General features: G+C 66.9%; 16 protein-coding genes and 3 pseudogenes. 14 read left to right on the top strand and 5 right to left on the bottom strand.

The window, feature by feature from the left end:
* Positions 1-34: 34 nt before the first annotated feature.
* Positions 35-505: a transcription elongation factor GreA gene (gene greA, locus A0O31_RS01375; protein WP_071677886.1), complete on the top strand. Its 471-nt coding sequence runs from the start codon at positions 35-37 to the stop codon at positions 503-505.
* Here the strand turns inward: greA and recO are convergent.
* Positions 500-1,164, bottom strand: a pseudogene (recO, locus tag A0O31_RS01370) (DNA repair protein RecO). The gene greA and the pseudogene recO overlap by 6 nt on opposite strands.
* Positions 1,165-1,186: 22 nt before the next feature.
* Between recO and A0O31_RS01365 the strand changes: the two are divergent.
* The 6 genes and pseudogenes from A0O31_RS01365 to queA all read left to right on the top strand — a co-directional run bounded on the left by A0O31_RS01365 (position 1,187) and on the right by queA (position 6,946).
* On the top strand, positions 1,187-1,420 hold the full coding sequence (locus A0O31_RS01365; protein ID WP_071676354.1) for a hypothetical protein: 234 nt from the start codon (positions 1,187-1,189) through the stop codon (positions 1,418-1,420).
* Positions 1,421-1,598: 178 nt separating this feature from the next.
* Entirely contained in the window at positions 1,599-1,985 is a 387-nt protein-coding gene (locus A0O31_RS01360) for a DsrE family protein (RefSeq protein WP_237259015.1), read from the top strand.
* A gap of 36 nt (positions 1,986-2,021) precedes the next feature.
* Positions 2,022-2,780, top strand: coding sequence for a TIGR00282 family metallophosphoesterase (locus A0O31_RS01355; protein ID WP_071676353.1), 759 nt, complete (start codon positions 2,022-2,024; stop codon positions 2,778-2,780).
* Positions 2,777-5,349 (top strand): annotated as a pseudogene (locus A0O31_RS01350) (phosphoenolpyruvate carboxylase). Before A0O31_RS01355 ends, A0O31_RS01350 begins: the two are co-directional and overlap by 4 nt.
* A gap of 14 nt (positions 5,350-5,363) precedes the next feature.
* The gene (locus tag A0O31_RS01345; RefSeq protein WP_071677885.1) at positions 5,364-5,900 is read left to right on the top strand and encodes a LabA-like NYN domain-containing protein; all 537 of its coding nucleotides are present in this window, start codon (positions 5,364-5,366) and stop codon (positions 5,898-5,900) included.
* Entirely contained in the window at positions 5,897-6,946 is a 1,050-nt protein-coding gene (gene queA, locus A0O31_RS01340; RefSeq protein ID WP_071676352.1) for a tRNA preQ1(34) S-adenosylmethionine ribosyltransferase-isomerase QueA, read from the top strand. Before A0O31_RS01345 ends, queA begins: the two co-directional genes overlap by 4 nt.
* Here queA and A0O31_RS01335 read toward each other — a convergent pair.
* Positions 6,924-7,316, bottom strand: coding sequence for an inorganic diphosphatase (locus A0O31_RS01335; RefSeq protein WP_071676351.1), 393 nt, complete (start codon positions 7,314-7,316; stop codon positions 6,924-6,926). The genes queA and A0O31_RS01335 overlap by 23 nt on opposite strands.
* Positions 7,313-8,662 carry a magnesium transporter gene (mgtE, locus tag A0O31_RS01330; RefSeq protein WP_071676350.1) on the bottom strand — a complete coding sequence of 450 codons (1,350 nt, stop codon included), beginning with the start codon at positions 8,660-8,662 and terminating at the stop codon, positions 7,313-7,315. Before mgtE ends, A0O31_RS01335 begins: the two co-directional genes overlap by 4 nt.
* 207 nt (positions 8,663-8,869) lie before the next feature.
* Between mgtE and ffh the strand changes: the two genes are divergently transcribed.
* The 6 genes from ffh to rplS are packed head-to-tail and all read left to right on the top strand — an operon-like array spanning position 8,870 to position 12,423.
* Positions 8,870-10,174, top strand: coding sequence for a signal recognition particle protein (ffh, locus tag A0O31_RS01325; RefSeq protein WP_071677884.1), 1,305 nt, complete (start codon positions 8,870-8,872; stop codon positions 10,172-10,174).
* 7 nt (positions 10,175-10,181) lie between these two features.
* Positions 10,182-10,436 (top strand): 30S ribosomal protein S16, encoded by a 255-nt coding sequence (rpsP, locus tag A0O31_RS01320; protein WP_071676349.1) that lies wholly within the window; start codon positions 10,182-10,184, stop codon positions 10,434-10,436.
* 51 nt (positions 10,437-10,487) lie between these two features.
* On the top strand, positions 10,488-10,706 hold the full coding sequence (locus tag A0O31_RS01315; protein WP_071676348.1) for a KH domain-containing protein: 219 nt from the start codon (positions 10,488-10,490) through the stop codon (positions 10,704-10,706).
* A 9-nt stretch (positions 10,707-10,715) separates the two neighbouring features.
* Positions 10,716-11,204, top strand: coding sequence for a ribosome maturation factor RimM (gene rimM / locus A0O31_RS01310; protein WP_071676347.1), 489 nt, complete (start codon positions 10,716-10,718; stop codon positions 11,202-11,204).
* A gap of 1 nt (position 11,205) precedes the next feature.
* Entirely contained in the window at positions 11,206-11,925 is a 720-nt protein-coding gene (gene trmD / locus A0O31_RS01305) for a tRNA (guanosine(37)-N1)-methyltransferase TrmD (RefSeq protein ID WP_071676346.1), read from the top strand.
* 57 nt (positions 11,926-11,982) lie between these two features.
* Positions 11,983-12,423, top strand: coding sequence for a 50S ribosomal protein L19 (rplS, locus tag A0O31_RS01300; RefSeq protein WP_071676345.1), 441 nt, complete (start codon positions 11,983-11,985; stop codon positions 12,421-12,423).
* Positions 12,424-12,462: 39 nt separating this feature from the next.
* Here rplS and A0O31_RS01295 read toward each other — a convergent pair.
* Positions 12,463-13,040, bottom strand: a pseudogene (locus tag A0O31_RS01295) (response regulator).
* A 25-nt stretch (positions 13,041-13,065) separates the two neighbouring features.
* On the opposite strand from A0O31_RS01295, the gene sdaAA reads away from it, so the two are divergent.
* The gene (gene sdaAA / locus A0O31_RS01290) at positions 13,066-13,923 is read left to right on the top strand and encodes an L-serine ammonia-lyase, iron-sulfur-dependent, subunit alpha (protein ID WP_071676344.1); all 858 of its coding nucleotides are present in this window, start codon (positions 13,066-13,068) and stop codon (positions 13,921-13,923) included.
* Here sdaAA and A0O31_RS01285 read toward each other — a convergent pair.
* A complete protein-coding gene (locus tag A0O31_RS01285; RefSeq protein WP_071676343.1) occupies positions 13,920-14,675 on the bottom strand; it encodes a 3-hydroxybutyrate dehydrogenase in 756 nt (251 codons plus the stop codon). The genes sdaAA and A0O31_RS01285 overlap by 4 nt on opposite strands.
* Positions 14,676-14,716: the final 41 nt, after the last annotated feature.

Below are 14,716 nucleotides of genomic sequence, written 5' to 3'. Positions count from 1 at the left end.
TGGGCTGGTGCCCTTTTTACCCGGAGGGATGCGCATGAAGAAGCCGGTTTACCTCACTCCCGAAGGTTACAGGCGCCTTCAGGAGGAGCTACACCACCTGAAGACCACCAAGCGGCAGGAGATTTCCGCCGATTTTGAGCAGGCCCTCGAGGAGGGGGACCTTAGGGAGAACGCCGGGTACGACGAGGCCCGCCGGGCCATGTGGCAGAACGAGGCCCGCATCGCCCAGCTGGAGGACCTCTTGGCGCGGGCGGTGGTGGTGGAGGGGAACGGCTCCTACGACCAGGTGGCCCTAGGTTGCCAGGTGGAGCTGGAAACCGAGGCGGGGGAAAGGCTTTCGCTGGCCATCGTGGGGAGCCACGAGGCGGACATCTTTAGCGGCAAGATCTCCGACGAGTCCCCCCTGGGCCAGGCCCTCATGGGCAAAAAGGTGGGGGACGTGGTGGAGATCCGGGGCAAAAAGGGCGCCCAGGTGTACACCATCCTGGAGATCAAGCCCCTATAGGGCCAGGGTGGCGCCGCTTTGGAGGGGGCCAAGGGCCTCCTCCCCGTGGCGTTTCAGGGCCAGGAGAAGCCTCTCTAGGGGGCGTCCTCTAGGTAGGGGAGGGCTTCCCCCCCGGGGAGGTGGAGGATGGCCCTAAGGGCCTCCACGCCCTTTTCCCCTAGGTACACCCCCTCGTCGGCGAGCCGCCCCTCCTTGAGGAATAGCCCCGGTCCCATGAGGTTGGGGGCAAGCCCCCCCGCCTTCACCACCCGCCACCCGGCCCAGACCAGGGGCAGAAGGGGGTTTTGGTGCTTGGCGATGCCCCGTAGGCCGGAAACGAAGATGGGGAAAAGCTTGGGGGCCACTTCCGGAGAGGCCAGGCGGTAGGCCAGTTCGGCGAGGAAACAGGCGTAAAGGTAGCGCTGGGGCGCCTCCAGGCCAAAGAGCTTGCCCAAAAGCTCCGCCTGGGTCAGGGTGGGGAGGCCCTCCTTCTTGGCGTAGACCTGGAAGCGGACGTGGTGGAAGAGGGAAAGCCGCCCCGAGCGCCCCGTGGGCCTGAGGCCCTTTTTGGCGATGGCCTCGAGGCTTCCCCTGGGCGTGACGAAGCGGAGGAGGAGGTCCCCCTGGGGCAGGGCCTTGCGCCCCACCACCACGCCCTCTTCCAGGCGGTAGCGCTCCACCTTTCCAGTGTATGCTGGGGGCATGGAGCGGAACCTACGGGACATCCTGGAGTGGGTGGTTTTGGGCCTTTTGGTGGTGGTGGGGGTTCTCCTCGCCCTCTGGGTGGGGGGGTGGGTCTTCTCCTTCTTGGGCAAAGTCCTGTTGGCCCTTTCAGGGCTCATCTGGACCCTTCTCCTTTACGCCATTCCCCTTTTGATTCTGGCGGGGATCGGCTACGCCGTGGTCTACTTCCTGCAAAAGCGAAGCGCCGCCTGACCCCTTGACGCCGGGAGGCCAAGAGGGTTAATCTCCCCCTATCCGAAAGGGGGAGTTATCGTCATGGATAGACGGTTCTTGCTTCGGCTTGGGGCGCTCGTGGGTGCCGGAGCCTTGCTGCGGGCTCAGGCCAACGAACGGGTGGAATATAAGGACTTTAAAGGAAGCCCCCATCTCCGTGGTCTACCACGCCGACTTTGGCGACCCTAACCGCTTTAACCAGATGCTCACCAACATCAGCAACCGTCTGTCCGTGTACGATAACGATCCTTTCAAGGTGAAGATCCTGGTGGTAGCCCACGGTGCGGGGGTGCAGTTCTTCCTCAAAGATTTGGAGGGCACCCCTTGGGCCAATGCCCAGTACGATCGGGAAGCGATCTTTTCCCGGGTGAAGCAGTTGGCCCCACTGGGGGTGGAATACTACCTTTGCGAGATCACCTTTACCCGCAACAATATTCCCAAGGACAAACTCCGCCCCAATGAGTTTTTAAAGTGGGTGCCCTCGGGGGTGGGGGCGTTGGGGGAGCTTCAGGCCAAAGGGTACGCGTACATAAAGGTGGGGTAACCCCAGAAACGCCCATGGGGGCCATATAATGCCCCCATGCGGGTTTTGTTCATCGGGGACGTGATGGCGGAACCGGGCCTGCGGGCGGTGAGCCTCCACCTGCCCGATATCCGCCACCGGTACGACCTGGTCATCGCCAACGGGGAAAACGCTGCCAAGGGAAAGGGCCTGGACAAGCGCTCCTACCGCCTGTTGCGGGAGGCGGGGGTAGACCTCGTTTCCTTGGGAAACCACGCCTGGGACCACAAGGAGGTGTACGAGCTTTTGGAAAGGGAGCCCGTGGTGCGGGCCCTTAACTACCCCCCAGGCACCCCAGGGCGGGGCTGGTGGCGGCTTGACGTGAACGGGGAAAGCCTCCTCTTCGTTCAGGTCATGGGCCGGGTCTTCATGGACCCCCTGGACGACCCTTTCCGCACGCTGGATGCCCTTTTGCGGGAGGAGAAGGCGGACTACGTCCTTGTGGAGGTGCATGCCGAGGCCACCAGCGAGAAGATGGCCCTGGCCCACTACCTGGACGGGCGGGTTTCCGCCGTCCTGGGCACCCATACCCACGTCCCCACCTTGGACGCCATGCGGCTTCCCAAGGGAACCCTTTACCAGACCGATGTGGGCATGACCGGCACCTACCAGTCCATCATCGGGGGGGAGGTGGAGACCTTCCTGGCCCGCTTCCTCACCGGCCGCCCCCAGCCTTTCCGGGCTGCCCAAGGCAAGGCGCGCCTCCACGCCACGGAGCTCGTCTTGGAGGGCGGCAAGCCCGGTTCCATTAGCCCTTACGTGTGGGAGGAGCCGTGAGCGACCCCTTTGAGGCCCTAAAGGCCGAGGTGGACCTCTTGGGCCGCCTCCTTGGGGAGGCGATAAGGAAGGTCTCCGGGGAGCGCTTCTTCGCCTTGGTGGAGGAGGTGCGCCTCCTTTCCAAGGCGAGGCGCCAAGGGGACGGGGCGGCGGCCGAGGTCCTTTCCCAACGGGTGGAGCGCATGCCCGTGGAGGAGATGGAAGCGCTGGTGCGGGCCTTCACCCACTACTTCCACCTGGTGAACCTGGCGGAGGAGCGCCACCGGGTGCGGGTGAACCGTCTCAGGACGGAGGGGGAAACCCTGGAAAACCCCAGGCCCGAGGGCTTTTTGGCCCTGGCCAAGGCCCTGAAGGAGCGGGGCCTCTCCCTGGAGGAGGCCGAGGCCCATCTGAACCGGTTAGCGCTCCTCCTCACCTTCACCGCCCATCCCACGGAGACCCGGCGCCGCACCCTCCGGCACCACTTGGAAAGGCTTCAGGAGGAATTGGAAGGGGGGGACCGGGAGCGCCTTTTGGCCCGGGTTGTCCTCCTCTACGCCACGGAGGAGGTGCGCAAGGCGCGGCCCAGCGTGGAGGACGAGATCAAGGGAGGGCTTTACTACCTCCCCACCACCCTGTGGCGGGCCATCCCCAAGGTGGTGGAGGGCCTCGAGGCCGCCCTGGAACGGGTCTACGGCAAGCGCCCCCACCTCAGAAGCCCCGTGCGCTTCCGCAGCTGGATGGGCGGGGACCGGGACGGGAACCCCTACGTCACCCCCGAGGTCACCGCCTTTGCCGGCCGCTACGCCCGGGAGGTGGCCAAGGGGCGGTACCTAGAGGAGTTGGAAGCCTTGGTGCGGGACCTCTCCCTTTCCGAGGCCCGTATCCCCGTGCCCAAGGAGGTGCGGGAGGGGGGGAAGGGGTGGAGCGCTTTCCCGGGGAGCCTTACCGCCGCTACTTCGCCGCCCTTTACCGGGCCTTGGAAGGGGAGGCCCTTTCCACCGAAGGGCTGGCCCGGGCTTTGAAGGTGGCGGAAAAGGGCCTCGAGGGGGTGGGGCTTGCCCAGGTGGCGCAGGCCTTTCTGCGGCCTCTGGAGGCGCGGCTTTCCGCTTTCGGCCTGGAGCTTGCCCCCTTGGACCTGAGGGAGGAATCCGGAAAGCTCCTGGAGGCTGCCGCAGAGCTTCTCCGCTTGGGCGGGGTTCACCCGGACTTCCTGGCCCTCTCCCCGGAGGAAAAGGAAGCCCTCCTCACGGAAGAGCTCAAGACCGCCCGCCCCCTTCTGCCCGTTGGGGAGGTGCCGCAGGGGGAGGCGCTCCGGGTGGCCCTGGGGGCCCTTCGGGCCTGGGGGGACAAGGGGGCCCACGTGGTCTCCATGACCCACCACCCCGCCGACCTCCTCGCCGTCTTCCTCCTGGCCCGGGAGGTGGGGCTCTACCGTCCGGGGAAGCCCCTCCCCTTTGACGTGGTCCCCCTCTTTGAGACCCTGGAGGACCTGGAGCGGGCGCCCGAGGTCCTAAGGCGCCTCTTGGCCAACCCCGTCTTCCGGGCCCACGCCCAGGGAAGGGGCGGGGTGGAGGTGATGATCGGCTACTCCGATTCCAACAAGGATGCGGGATTCCTCATGGCCAACCTGGCCCTTTACCAGGCCCAGGAGGCCCTCCACGCCGTGGGGGAAGCCCAGGGTATCCCCGTCTTCTTCTTCCACGGGCGGGGTACCTCCACCGCCCGGGGTGGGGGGCCGGCGGGGCGGGCCATCGCCGGCCTCCCCCCCAAGAGCGTGGGCCACCGCCTGCGCCTCACGGAGCAGGGGGAGGCCTTGGCGGACCGGTACGCCCACCCCGACCTGGCCGTGCGCCACCTGGAGCAACTCCTGTACCACTTCGCCCAGGCCGCCCTGGGGGATGGGGTGGAGCCCAAGGCCCATTGGCGCGAGGCGCTAGGGGAGGCCGGGGAGAGGAGCATGGCCCGCTACCGGGCCCTCCTTTCCCAAGAGGGATTTTTCCCCTTCTTTGAAGCTTTTACCCCCATTCGCGAGATCGGCGAACTCCCCATCGCCAGCCGCCCCGTCTACCGCCACGGCCGGGTGCGGGATATCCGGGACCTAAGGGCCATCCCCTGGGTCATGGCCTGGACCCAGGTGCGCCTCCTCCTGCCGGGGTGGTACGGGCTTTCCGCCCTGGAAGGCCTGCCCATGCCCCTCCTCAGGGAGATGTACCGGGAGTGGCCCTTTTTCGCCACCACCTTGGAAAGCGCCGCCATGGCCTTGGCCAAAGCGGATCTGGGCATCGCCGAGCGTTACCTCAAGCTGGTCCCCGAAGGGCTCCAGGGCTTCTACCACCACCTGGCGGAGGAGTACCGCAGGACGGTGGCCCTTTTGGAGGCTATCTTTGAAGCCCCCCTCCTCCACAACCAAAAGACCCTGGAGCGCCAGATCGCCCTCAGGAACCCCTACGTGGACCCCATCAACTTCGTGCAGGTGGAGCTCCTTGCCCGCTACCGGGCCCCAGGGGGGCGGGAGGACGAGGGGGTGCGGCGGGCGTTGCTCCTTTCCCTCCTGGGGGTGGCGGCGGGGCTTAGGAACGCCGGCTAGGTATGATGGGGGCGATGGAGCCCCTGGGCCACTATCCCGAGCAACGGGTCGGCGTTTTCGTGGACACCCAAAACCTTTACCACTCTGCCCGGGACTACTACGAGCGGAACGTGAACTTTGAAAGCCTCCTCCGCTTCGCCGTGGGGGGAAGGCGCTTGGTGCGGGCCACGGCCTACGTGGTGGAAAAGGAGGGGGACACCTCCGCTTGGCCCTTTATTTATAAACTTTCCACCATTGGCTATCGGGTGCGGCGGATGTACCTCACGGTGAAGGAGCTTGGGGAGGGCGGTAAGCCCATCTACGAGGGAAACTGGGACATGGGCATCGCCGCCGACATGGTGCGGCTCATGCCCTACCTGGACGTGGTGGTGCTGGGGAGCGGGGACGGGGACTTTGTGGAGATCCTCGAGGTCCTCATGGAACGGGGCATCCGGGTGGAGGTCATCGCCTTCCGCGAAACCACGGCCCAGAAGCTCATTGACGCCGTGGACCGCTTCGTCCACCTCCCGGACATCCCCAATCCCTTCATGGAGCCCAGGAACGCCGGATGACGGAGCTGGACCTTTACGATTACCACCTGCCCCCCGAGCAGATCGCCCAAGCGGGGGCCGAGCCCCGGGACGCCGCCCGGATGATGGTGGTCTACCGGGAAGGCCCTTTCCGGGTGGAGCACCGGCAGGTGCGGGACCTTCCGGAGTTCCTGCGCCCCGGGGACGTCCTGGTCTTCAACGAGAGCAAGGTGATCCCCGCCCGCCTCCTGGCCCAGAAGCCCACGGGGGGACGGGTGGAGGTCCTTTTGGTGCGGGAGAAGGCCCCAGGCCTTTGGGAAGCCCTTCTGGGCCCCGCCCGAAGGGCGCCCGTGGGCACAAGGCTCCGCCTCCTTTCCCCCAAGGACCTAAGGCCCGTGGAGGGCTTGGAGGCCGAGGTGGTGGGGGTGGAGCCCGATGGGGTGCGGCTTCTCCGCTTCCAGGGGGACCTTTCCGCCCACCTGCAGGCGGTGGGGGAGGTGCCCCTTCCCCCCTACATCAAGGCCCAGATCCCCTTGGAGCGCTACCAGACCGTGTACGCCAAGCGCCCGGGGTCCGTGGCCGCCCCCACCGCCGGGCTCCACTTTACCCCGGAGCTTCTGGCCCGCCTGGAGGCCATGGGCGTGGAGCTACGCTTCCTCACCCTTCACGTGGGTCCCGGCACCTTCCGCCCCGTCAAGGGGGATGTGGAGAAGCACGAGATGCACGCCGAGCCCTTTGAGATCCCCGAGGCGACGGCCCTGGCGGTGAACCGCGCCAGGGCCGAGGGGCGGCGGGTGGTGGCGGTGGGCACCACGGTGGTGCGGGCCTTGGAAAGCGCCTTCCGGGAAGGGGAAGGGGTGGTGCCGGGGGAGGGAGAAACCCGGCTCTTCATCCGCCCCCCCTACACCTTCCGGGCCATAGACGCCCTCTTCACCAACTTCCACCTGCCCCGTTCCACCCTCCTCATGCTGGTGGCCGCCTTTTTGGGGCGGGAAAGGACCCTTGCGGCCTACCGCCTGGCGGTGGCCGAGGGCTACCGGTTCTACTCCTTGGGGGACGCCATGCTCATCCTTCCGAAAGCCCCCTGAGCCAGGTCCAGGCTTCCTCGGGGCCGAGGAGGGTGGGGTTGCGCTCGGGGGCAAACCAGGCGAGGAGGGGGGCGAGGGTCTCTTGGTCCAGGGGCTTTAGGCCAGGCGAAAGGACAAGCTTATGGTCCCCGTCCGAAAGGGCCACCATGCCCACTAGGAACCCTTCCACCTCGGTGCCCGGGGGTAGGGGCGGGCCCAGGTAGCAGGCGTCCACCTCCTCCCCGTCGGCGGGGTTGAGGAGGCCGGGGATGAGGCCGTAGTTCACCGGGGCCGGGGCGTCCTCGCCCACGGGGACCAGCCTTCCCCCCTTAAAGGCGTAGCGCAGGGGGCTTCCCTTGGACCACTCCACCACGATGCGCAGCCGCTTCATGCCAGGTCTAGGAGGAGCCGGGCCACGGAGAGGTAGATGAGGAGCCCGGAGATGTCCGAAAGGGTGGCCACCAGGGGGTTGGAGACCAGGGCAGGGTCCACCCCAAGCCGCCTCAGGACCACGGGGAGCATGGCCCCCACCAGGTTGGCGAAAAGCACCAGGGAAAAGAGGGCGAGGCCCACCACCGGGGCCAAGGCGGCGTGCCCGTCCAGCACCACCTTGCCCAGGAGCAGAACCGCCAGGGTGAGGCCCAAAAGGCTTCCCACCAGGCTTTCCTTGAAGAGGACCTTCCGCCAGTCCTTGAGGTCCAGGTCCCGGGTGGCCAGGGCGCGGATGATGAGGGTGGCGGACTGGTTGCCGGTGTTTCCCCCGGTTCCCAGGAGCACGGGCACGTAAAAGGCCAGGGCGGTCACCGCCTCCAGGAGGCTTTCAAAGCCCTGGAGGATGGAGCTCGTCACCATCCCCGTGAGGATGAGGATGACGAGCCAGCGCACCCGGGCGAGCCAGAGGGTGATGGGGGAGGCTTGGCTGTAGACGAGGTCGGGCACGTCCACGGCGGCGAGCTTGTGGATGTCCTCCGTGGCTTCCTCTTCCAATACGTCCAGGACGTCGTCCACCGTGACGATACCCACCAGGTGCCCTTCCTCGTCCACCACGGGCAGGACGGTGAAGTCGTAGTCGGCCATGAGGCGGGCTACCTCCTCCTGGTCGGTGTCCGTGCGCACGTGGACCACCTTGGGGTTCATGATCTCCCGGACCCGGGTCTTGGGGTCGGTCACGATGAGGTCCCTTAGGGAGAGCACCCCTTTAAGCCGGCCCGCCTCGTCCACCACATAGAGGTAGTAGATGGTTTCGGCATCGGGCGCCGCCCGGCGCAGGAAGCGGAGGACCTCCTCCACCGTCATCCCCTCCCGCACCGCCACGTACTCGGGGGTCATGAGGCCGCCCGCCTCGTCCTCCTCGTACTGGGTGAGCTCCTCCACCTCGGCCCGGGTCTTGGGGTCTAGCGCCTCCACCAGCTTGCGGTAAAGCTCGGGGTCCTCCTCCTCCACCGCCTGGAGGGCGTCGGCCAGGTCGTCTAGCGAAAGCTCTTCCAAAAGCTCCCGGGTGCGCCAGGGAGGGAGGGTTTTGAGGTACTCCGCCTGGGTTTCTGGGGGGAGGTTGGAGAAGACCTCCGCCGCTTTGTCCTTGGGCAAAAGGGTAAGGAGGACGTAGCGGTGCTCGCCCTTTAGCTCGTCCCAAAGGGCCAAGAGGTCCTGGGGGTGGACCTCCTCCAGGAGGCTTTTGAGCTTCAGGGTATCGCCCTCTTCCAGGGCTTGGAGCAGGGGGGAAAGGGTGGTTTCCACAGGCGGCCTCCTTTCCGGCTGAAGGCCGCCCGTGGGCGGCCCTCAGCGCCAACGACTCGAGGGCAAGGGCCCTAACATAACCTTTTCCAGGGTATTCCCTGGCCTTTGCCCCGTCAACCTAGCCCGCTAGAAATGTAGGAAAAATTGAGGTTGACACGCTCAAGGGGCATGGCCTATCCTGGAGCCCGGCCTGGGGGCCGCCACGCCATGTTTGCCCAGCTAGCGGCGCGACTGCAAGAAGCCATAGACCGGCTGCGGGGCCGGGGCCGGATCACGGAGGAGGACCTCAAGTCCACCCTGCGGGAGATCCGCCGGGCCCTCATGGACGCCGACGTCAACCTGGAGGTGGCCCGGAGCTTCGTGGAGATGGTCCGGGAGAAGGCCCTGGGCCAGCGGGTTCTGGAAAGCCTCACCCCGGCGGAGGTGATCCTGGCCACGGTGTACGAGGCCCTGAAGGAGGCCTTGGGGGGTGAGGCCAAACTCCCTGTCCTCAAGGACAAGAACCTTTGGTTCCTGGTGGGCCTTCAGGGTTCGGGCAAAACCACCACCGCCGCCAAGCTGGCCCTCTACTACAAGGGCAAGGGGCGCCGCCCCCTCCTGGTGGCCGCCGACACCCAGCGCCCCGCCGCCCGGGAGCAACTGCGGCTTTTGGGCGAGAAGGTGGGCGTCCCGGTCCTGGAGGTGATGGACGGGGAGTCCCCCGAGTCCATCCGCCGCCGGGTGGAGGAAAAGGCCCGCTTGGAGGCCCGGGACCTGGTCCTGGTGGACACCGCCGGCCGCTTGCAGATTGACGAGCCCCTGATGGCGGAGCTATTCCGCCTCAAGGAGGCCATGCGCCCGGATGAGGTCCTCCTGGTTCTGGACGCCATGACCGGCCAGGAGGCCCTGGGGGTGGCCAAGACCTTTGACGAGCGCATCGGGGTCACGGGGCTCGTCCTCACCAAGCTGGACGGGGATGCCCGGGGCGGGGCGGCCCTTTCGGCGAGGCACGTGACGGGGAAGCCCATCTACTTCGCCGGGGTTTCCGAGCGGCCGGAAGGCCTCGAGCCCTTCTACCCGGACCGCCTGGCGAGCCGCATCCTGGGCATGGGGGACGTGGCCACCCTGGCGGAAAAGGTGCGGCAGGCGGGCCTCGAGGCGGAAGCCCCCAAGTCCGCCAAGGACCTCACCCTGGAGGACTTCCTCAAGCAACTGCAAAACCTTAGGCGCTTGGGCTCCTTCTCCGAGATTCTTGGCATGCTTCCCGGTGTGGGGAAGGCCCTCCCTCCGGGGGTCCAGGTGGACGAGAAGGCCATCAAGCGCTTGGAGGCCATCGTCCTCTCCATGACCCCGGAGGAGCGCAAGGACCCCCGCATCCTGAATGGCTCCAGGCGCAAGCGCATCGCCAAAGGAAGCGGCACCACCGTCCAGGAGGTGAACCGCTTCATCAAGTCCTTTGAGGAAACCAAGGCCCTGATGAAGTCCCTGGAAAAGCGGAAAGGCCGGGGACTCATGGGAATGTTCAGGAGGTAAGCGAAGCATGGTCAAGATCAGGCTTTCCCGGTTTGGCTCCAAGCACAACCCGCATTACCGCATCGTGGTCACCGATAGCCGCAGGAAGCGGGACGGGGCGTACATTGAGAAGATCGGCTACTACGACCCCCGCAAGACCACCCCGGACTGGCTCAAGGTGGACGTGGAGCGGGCCAAGTACTGGCTTTCCGTGGGGGCGCAGCCCACGGACACCGCCCGCCGCCTCCTGCGCCAAGCGGGGGTTTTCCGGCAGGAAGCATAGGGTAGGCCCTACCGAGAGGGCGGGGGGTTCCCCGCCCTTTATCATGGAGCCATGAAGGACCTGGTGGAGTACCTGGCGCGGAGCGTGGTGGACCACCCCGAGGCGGTGCGGGTCCAAGAGCGGCGTACCCGGGAGGGCCTCGTCTACCTGGTGGAGGTGGCGCAGGAGGACAAGGGGCGGCTTATCGGCAAACAGGGCCGGGTGATTGAGGCCATCCGTACCCTGGTGCGGGCCTACGCCAAGCGCAAGGTGGGGGTGGAGGTGCGCTAAACTAGGGGTATGCGCCTGGTGGAGATCGGTCGCTTTGGTGCGCCCTACGCCCTTCAGGGAGGGCTAAAGTTCCGGGGGGAGCCGGTGGTGGCCCACCTGGAACGGGTCTACGTGGAGGGGCACGGTTGGCGGGCGGTGGAGGACCTCTACCAGGTGGCCGGGGAGGTGGTGGTCCACCTGGCGGGGGTCACCACGCGGGAGCTGGCGGAGGCCTTGGTGGGCCTCAGGGTCTACGCCCAGGTGGAAGACCTCCCTCCCTTGGAGGAAGGCCAGTACTACTACTTCGCCCTCATGGGCCTCCCCGTTTTCGTGGAAGGGAAGCAGGTGGGGGAGGTGGTGGACATCCTGGACGCCGGGGCCCAGGATGTCTTGGTGGTGCGGGGGGTGGGGGAGCGGTTGAGGGACCGGACGGAGCGGCTCATCCCCCTGCAGGCCCCCTATGTCCGGGTGGAGGCGGAAGGGATTTTCGTGGAACCCATCCCCGGCCTCTTTGATTAGCGTGCGCTACACCCTCATCACCCTTTTTCCCGGGCTCCTTGCCCCTTGGCTGGAGGAGTCCCTCATCGGTAAGGCGCGGGCCCGGGGCCTCCTATCGGTGGAGGTGGTGGACCTCCGGGCCTTTGGCCTGGGGCGCCACCGGAGCGTGGACGATACCCCCTATGGGGGCGGGGCGGGGATGGTGATCCGGCCCGACGTGGCCGTGGCCGCCATTCAATCCGTCTTGCCCGCGGACGAGGTCATCCTCCTCACCCCGGCGGGGGAGCCCTTTACCCAGGAGGTGGCGGAGGAGCTGGCGCTTAAGTCCCACCTGGTCCTCCTCTCGGGCCGCTACGAGGGGTTTGACGCCCGGGTGGAGGCTTTTGTCACCCGGACGCTCTCCATCGGGGACTATGTCCTCATGGGGGGGGAGGTGGCGGCCTTGGCGGTGCTGGAGGCCACGGCCCGCCTCCTTCCGGGGGTCATCGGCGACCCGGAGAGCCACCGGGAGGACTCCTTCGTGCGGGGGCTTTTGGACTTCCCCCAGTACACCCGCCCCCCCGAGTTCCGGGGGCTAAGGGTGCCCGAGGTGCTCCTTTCCGGCCACCATCAGGAGGTGGAAAGGTGGCGCCGGCGGGAGGCCTTAAAGCGCACCCTCCTCCTCAGGCCTGAGCTCTTGCGGCAGGCGAGGCTGGGGGCCCTCGAGGCCGCCTGGCTTGCGGAACTGGACCGGGAGGAATAGACTAGAGGCTGTTGCCCACGAACCCTTGGAGGGTTCCTCTGGGACGGGAGGCTGAGCATGAACCGAGGAGCGCTTCTTAAGGTGGTGGAGTCCCGCTACACCCGCACCGACCTGCCCGAGTTCCGGCCGGGCGATACCGTGCGGGTGGCCTACCGGGTGAAGGAAGGCAACCGCACCCGCATCCAGAACTTTGAGGGCATCGTCATCAAGGTTAAGCGGAACGGGTACAACTCCAGCTTCACGGTGCGCAAGGTGAGCTATGGGGTGGGGGTGGAGCGCATCTTCCCCATGAACTCCCCCCTGATTGACAAGGTGGAGATCGTGCAGCGGGGCCGGGCCCGGCGGGCCAAGCTCTACTTTATCCGGGCGCTTTCCGAAAGGGAGATCCGCCGCAAGCTCCGGGCCGACCGCAAGCGCATCGGCCAGGACCAGGAGCGGGCCAAGGCCGCCAAGGAAGCGGCCCAGGCCACCGAGGGCCAGGGCGAGGCCCAGGAGTAAGGGGTTTGCTGTCCAGGGGGGCGGCTTGGCCGCCCCCTTTCACTTTAAAAAGCCCAGGGACCGGGCCCGCTCCAACGCCTCTACCCGGTTTTTGGCCAAGAGCTTGCCGTAGAGGCTTTCCAGGTGGTCTTTGACCGTGTCAGGGGAGAGGTGGAGGAGGCGGGCCATCTCCTTCACGGAGAGCCCCCGGGCCAGGAGGTGGAGCACCTCCCGTTCCCGGGGCGTGAGGGGGGAAGGTCGGGGGGGGTTAGCTTGTCCTCGCCCCGCGCCACCTTGAGGAGGCGGTGTTTCAGCTCGGGGGCGGAAAGCTCCTTGGAGAAGTAGGCGTCGGCTCCCGCCAGCCAGGCCTCCTGGACCAAAGCGGGCTCCTGGTAGGTGGTGAGGAGAGCCAATAGCCCCCGGTAGCCCTTTTCCCTGAGGCGCCGCACCACCTCTAGCCCGTCCAAGCCGGGGAGCTTAAGGTCCAAAAGCACCGCATCCGGGTTTAGGGCCAGGGTTTTGGCCAAGGCCTCCGGCCCGTCCTGGGCCTCGGCCACCACCTGGAGGCCCAGGGCCTCGAGGCCCGCCCTCAGGCCCAGGCGGAAAAGGGGGTGGTCGTCGGCGATGAGGAGCCGCACCTTTCCTAAAGACTATACTGAGCGTATGGCCCTAACGCTGAACCGCCTGGCGGAGCTTTCCGGCCGGGCTTCGGAACACGTGCTCAAGGAGGAAGTGGAGGAAACGGGCGTAGCCGCCGAGGCCATTTTGGCCAAGCTGGCGGAGCGCCTTAGCGTCATGCGGGACTCCATCCGCCGGGGGCTCGCCTCGGACGCCCCCAGCGTGGCCGGGATGGTGGGGAAAAACGCCAAGACCCTTTGGGAGGCGGAGGACCCCTTAAAGGACCCCCTTTTGAAGCGGGTCCAGGCCTACGCCATGGCGGTGAACGAGGAGAACGCCCGCATGGGGCGCATCGTGGCTGCCCCCACGGCGGGCAGCGCCGGCACCCTTCCCGGAGCCCTTTTGGGGGTGGCGGACCACCTGGGCATTCCCGACGAGAAGCTCCTCATGCCCTTGGTCCTGGCGGCCGGGGTGGCCAAGATGATCAACCGGGTCATCCACATTGCCGGGGCGAGCGGCGGCTGCCAGGCGGAGATCGGCGCCTCGGCGGCCATGGCCGCCGCCGCCGTGACGGAACTCCTTGGGGGAAGCCCCGAGGCCTCGGCCCACGCCGCCGCCCTTGCGCTCCAGAACACCCTCGGCCTCGTCTGCGACCCCGTGGGGGGGTTCGTGGAGGTGCCCTGCGTGATGCGGAATGGTTTCTACGCCGTACACGCCGTGAGCGCCGCTTCCATGGCCCTGGCGGGGATAAGGAGCGTCATCCCGCCCGACGAGGTGGTCTTGGCCATGGCGGGGATTGGCCGCCTGCTCCCTTTGGAGCTCAAGGAAACGGGCCTGGGCGGCCTGGCCGATACCCCCACGGGGCGCAAGCTGGCGGAGGAGGCCTTAAAGAAAGCCCGCTAGCGGGCGGTCCAGCCTAGGTCAATGGGGAAGACCGCCCCCGTGATGGCCCCCGCCTTCCCCGAGGCCAGGTAGAGGGCCAAGGCCGCCACTTCCTCCGGTTCAATGAGGCGCTTGATGGCGGCCTGGGCCAGGAAGACCTTCTCCAAAACCTCCTCCTCCGGGATGCCCAAGGTCCCTGCCTGGTCGGCCACCTGGTTTTCCACCAAGGGGGTGCGCACGTAAGCCGGGGCGATGGCGTTCACCGTGACGCCATAGGGCCCGGCTTCCAAGGCCACCGTTTTGGTGAGGCCGATGAGCCCGTGCTTGGCGGCGATGTAGGCGGCTTTGTAGGGGCTTGCCACCAGGCCGTGAACGCTGGCGATGTTGAGGATGCGGCCAAACCCCCGTTCCTTCATGCCGGGGAGGAGGGCCTGGATGAGCTGGAAGGGGGCGGTGAGCATCACCTGGAGCATCCGTTGCCAGGTGGCCAGGGGGAAGGCCTCCACGGGGTCTATGTGCTGGAAGCCGGCGTTGTTCACCAGGATGTCGGTGCCCAAGCGGGCTGCCTCCTGGCCTAGGGCGGCCACCTGTTGGGGATCGGCCAGGTCGGCCTGGAGATAGACCCCGCCCAGCTCCTGAGCCAAGGCGCTTGCGTCCTGCACGTCCTGGACCAGGACCTTGGCCCCTTCCTGGGCAAAGGCCTGGGCGATGGCGCGCCCGATGCCGCTGGCGGCGCCGGTGACGAGGACCGTCTTGCCTGCAAAGCTACCCATCCCTTGCCTCCACGTGCCATCCTAAAGGCTCAGGTAGGCCT

The sequence above is a fragment of the Thermus brockianus genome (genome assembly GCF_001880325.1).
Classification (GTDB): domain Bacteria; phylum Deinococcota; class Deinococci; order Deinococcales; family Thermaceae; genus Thermus; species Thermus brockianus.
The sequence above is the reverse complement of the archived record's forward strand: the minus strand, read 5'-3'. Positions and strand labels throughout refer to the sequence as shown.

Bases quoted from the DNA above. Each gene is read 5' to 3' on its own strand.
- A0O31_RS01355 (WP_071676353.1), top strand. From the start codon at position 2,022: ATGCGGGTTTTGTTCATCGGGGACGTGATGGCGGAACCGGGCCTGCGG.
- A0O31_RS01315 (WP_071676348.1), top strand. From the start codon at position 10,488: ATGAAGGACCTGGTGGAGTACCTGGCGCGGAGCGTGGTGGACCACCCC.
- greA (WP_071677886.1), top strand. From the start codon at position 35: ATGAAGAAGCCGGTTTACCTCACTCCCGAAGGTTACAGGCGCCTTCAG.
- A0O31_RS01335 (WP_071676351.1), bottom strand. From the start codon at position 7,316: ATGAAGCGGCTGCGCATCGTGGTGGAGTGGTCCAAGGGAAGCCCCCTG.
- rimM (WP_071676347.1), top strand. From the start codon at position 10,716: ATGCGCCTGGTGGAGATCGGTCGCTTTGGTGCGCCCTACGCCCTTCAG.
- rplS (WP_071676345.1), top strand. From the start codon at position 11,983: ATGAACCGAGGAGCGCTTCTTAAGGTGGTGGAGTCCCGCTACACCCGC.
- ffh (WP_071677884.1), top strand. From the start codon at position 8,870: ATGTTTGCCCAGCTAGCGGCGCGACTGCAAGAAGCCATAGACCGGCTG.
- A0O31_RS01365 (WP_071676354.1), top strand. From the start codon at position 1,187: ATGGAGCGGAACCTACGGGACATCCTGGAGTGGGTGGTTTTGGGCCTT.
- A0O31_RS01285 (WP_071676343.1), bottom strand. From the start codon at position 14,675: ATGGGTAGCTTTGCAGGCAAGACGGTCCTCGTCACCGGCGCCGCCAGC.
- A0O31_RS01345 (WP_071677885.1), top strand. From the start codon at position 5,364: ATGGAGCCCCTGGGCCACTATCCCGAGCAACGGGTCGGCGTTTTCGTG.
- rpsP (WP_071676349.1), top strand. From the start codon at position 10,182: ATGGTCAAGATCAGGCTTTCCCGGTTTGGCTCCAAGCACAACCCGCAT.
- sdaAA (WP_071676344.1), top strand. From the start codon at position 13,066: ATGGCCCTAACGCTGAACCGCCTGGCGGAGCTTTCCGGCCGGGCTTCG.
- queA (WP_071676352.1), top strand. From the start codon at position 5,897: ATGACGGAGCTGGACCTTTACGATTACCACCTGCCCCCCGAGCAGATC.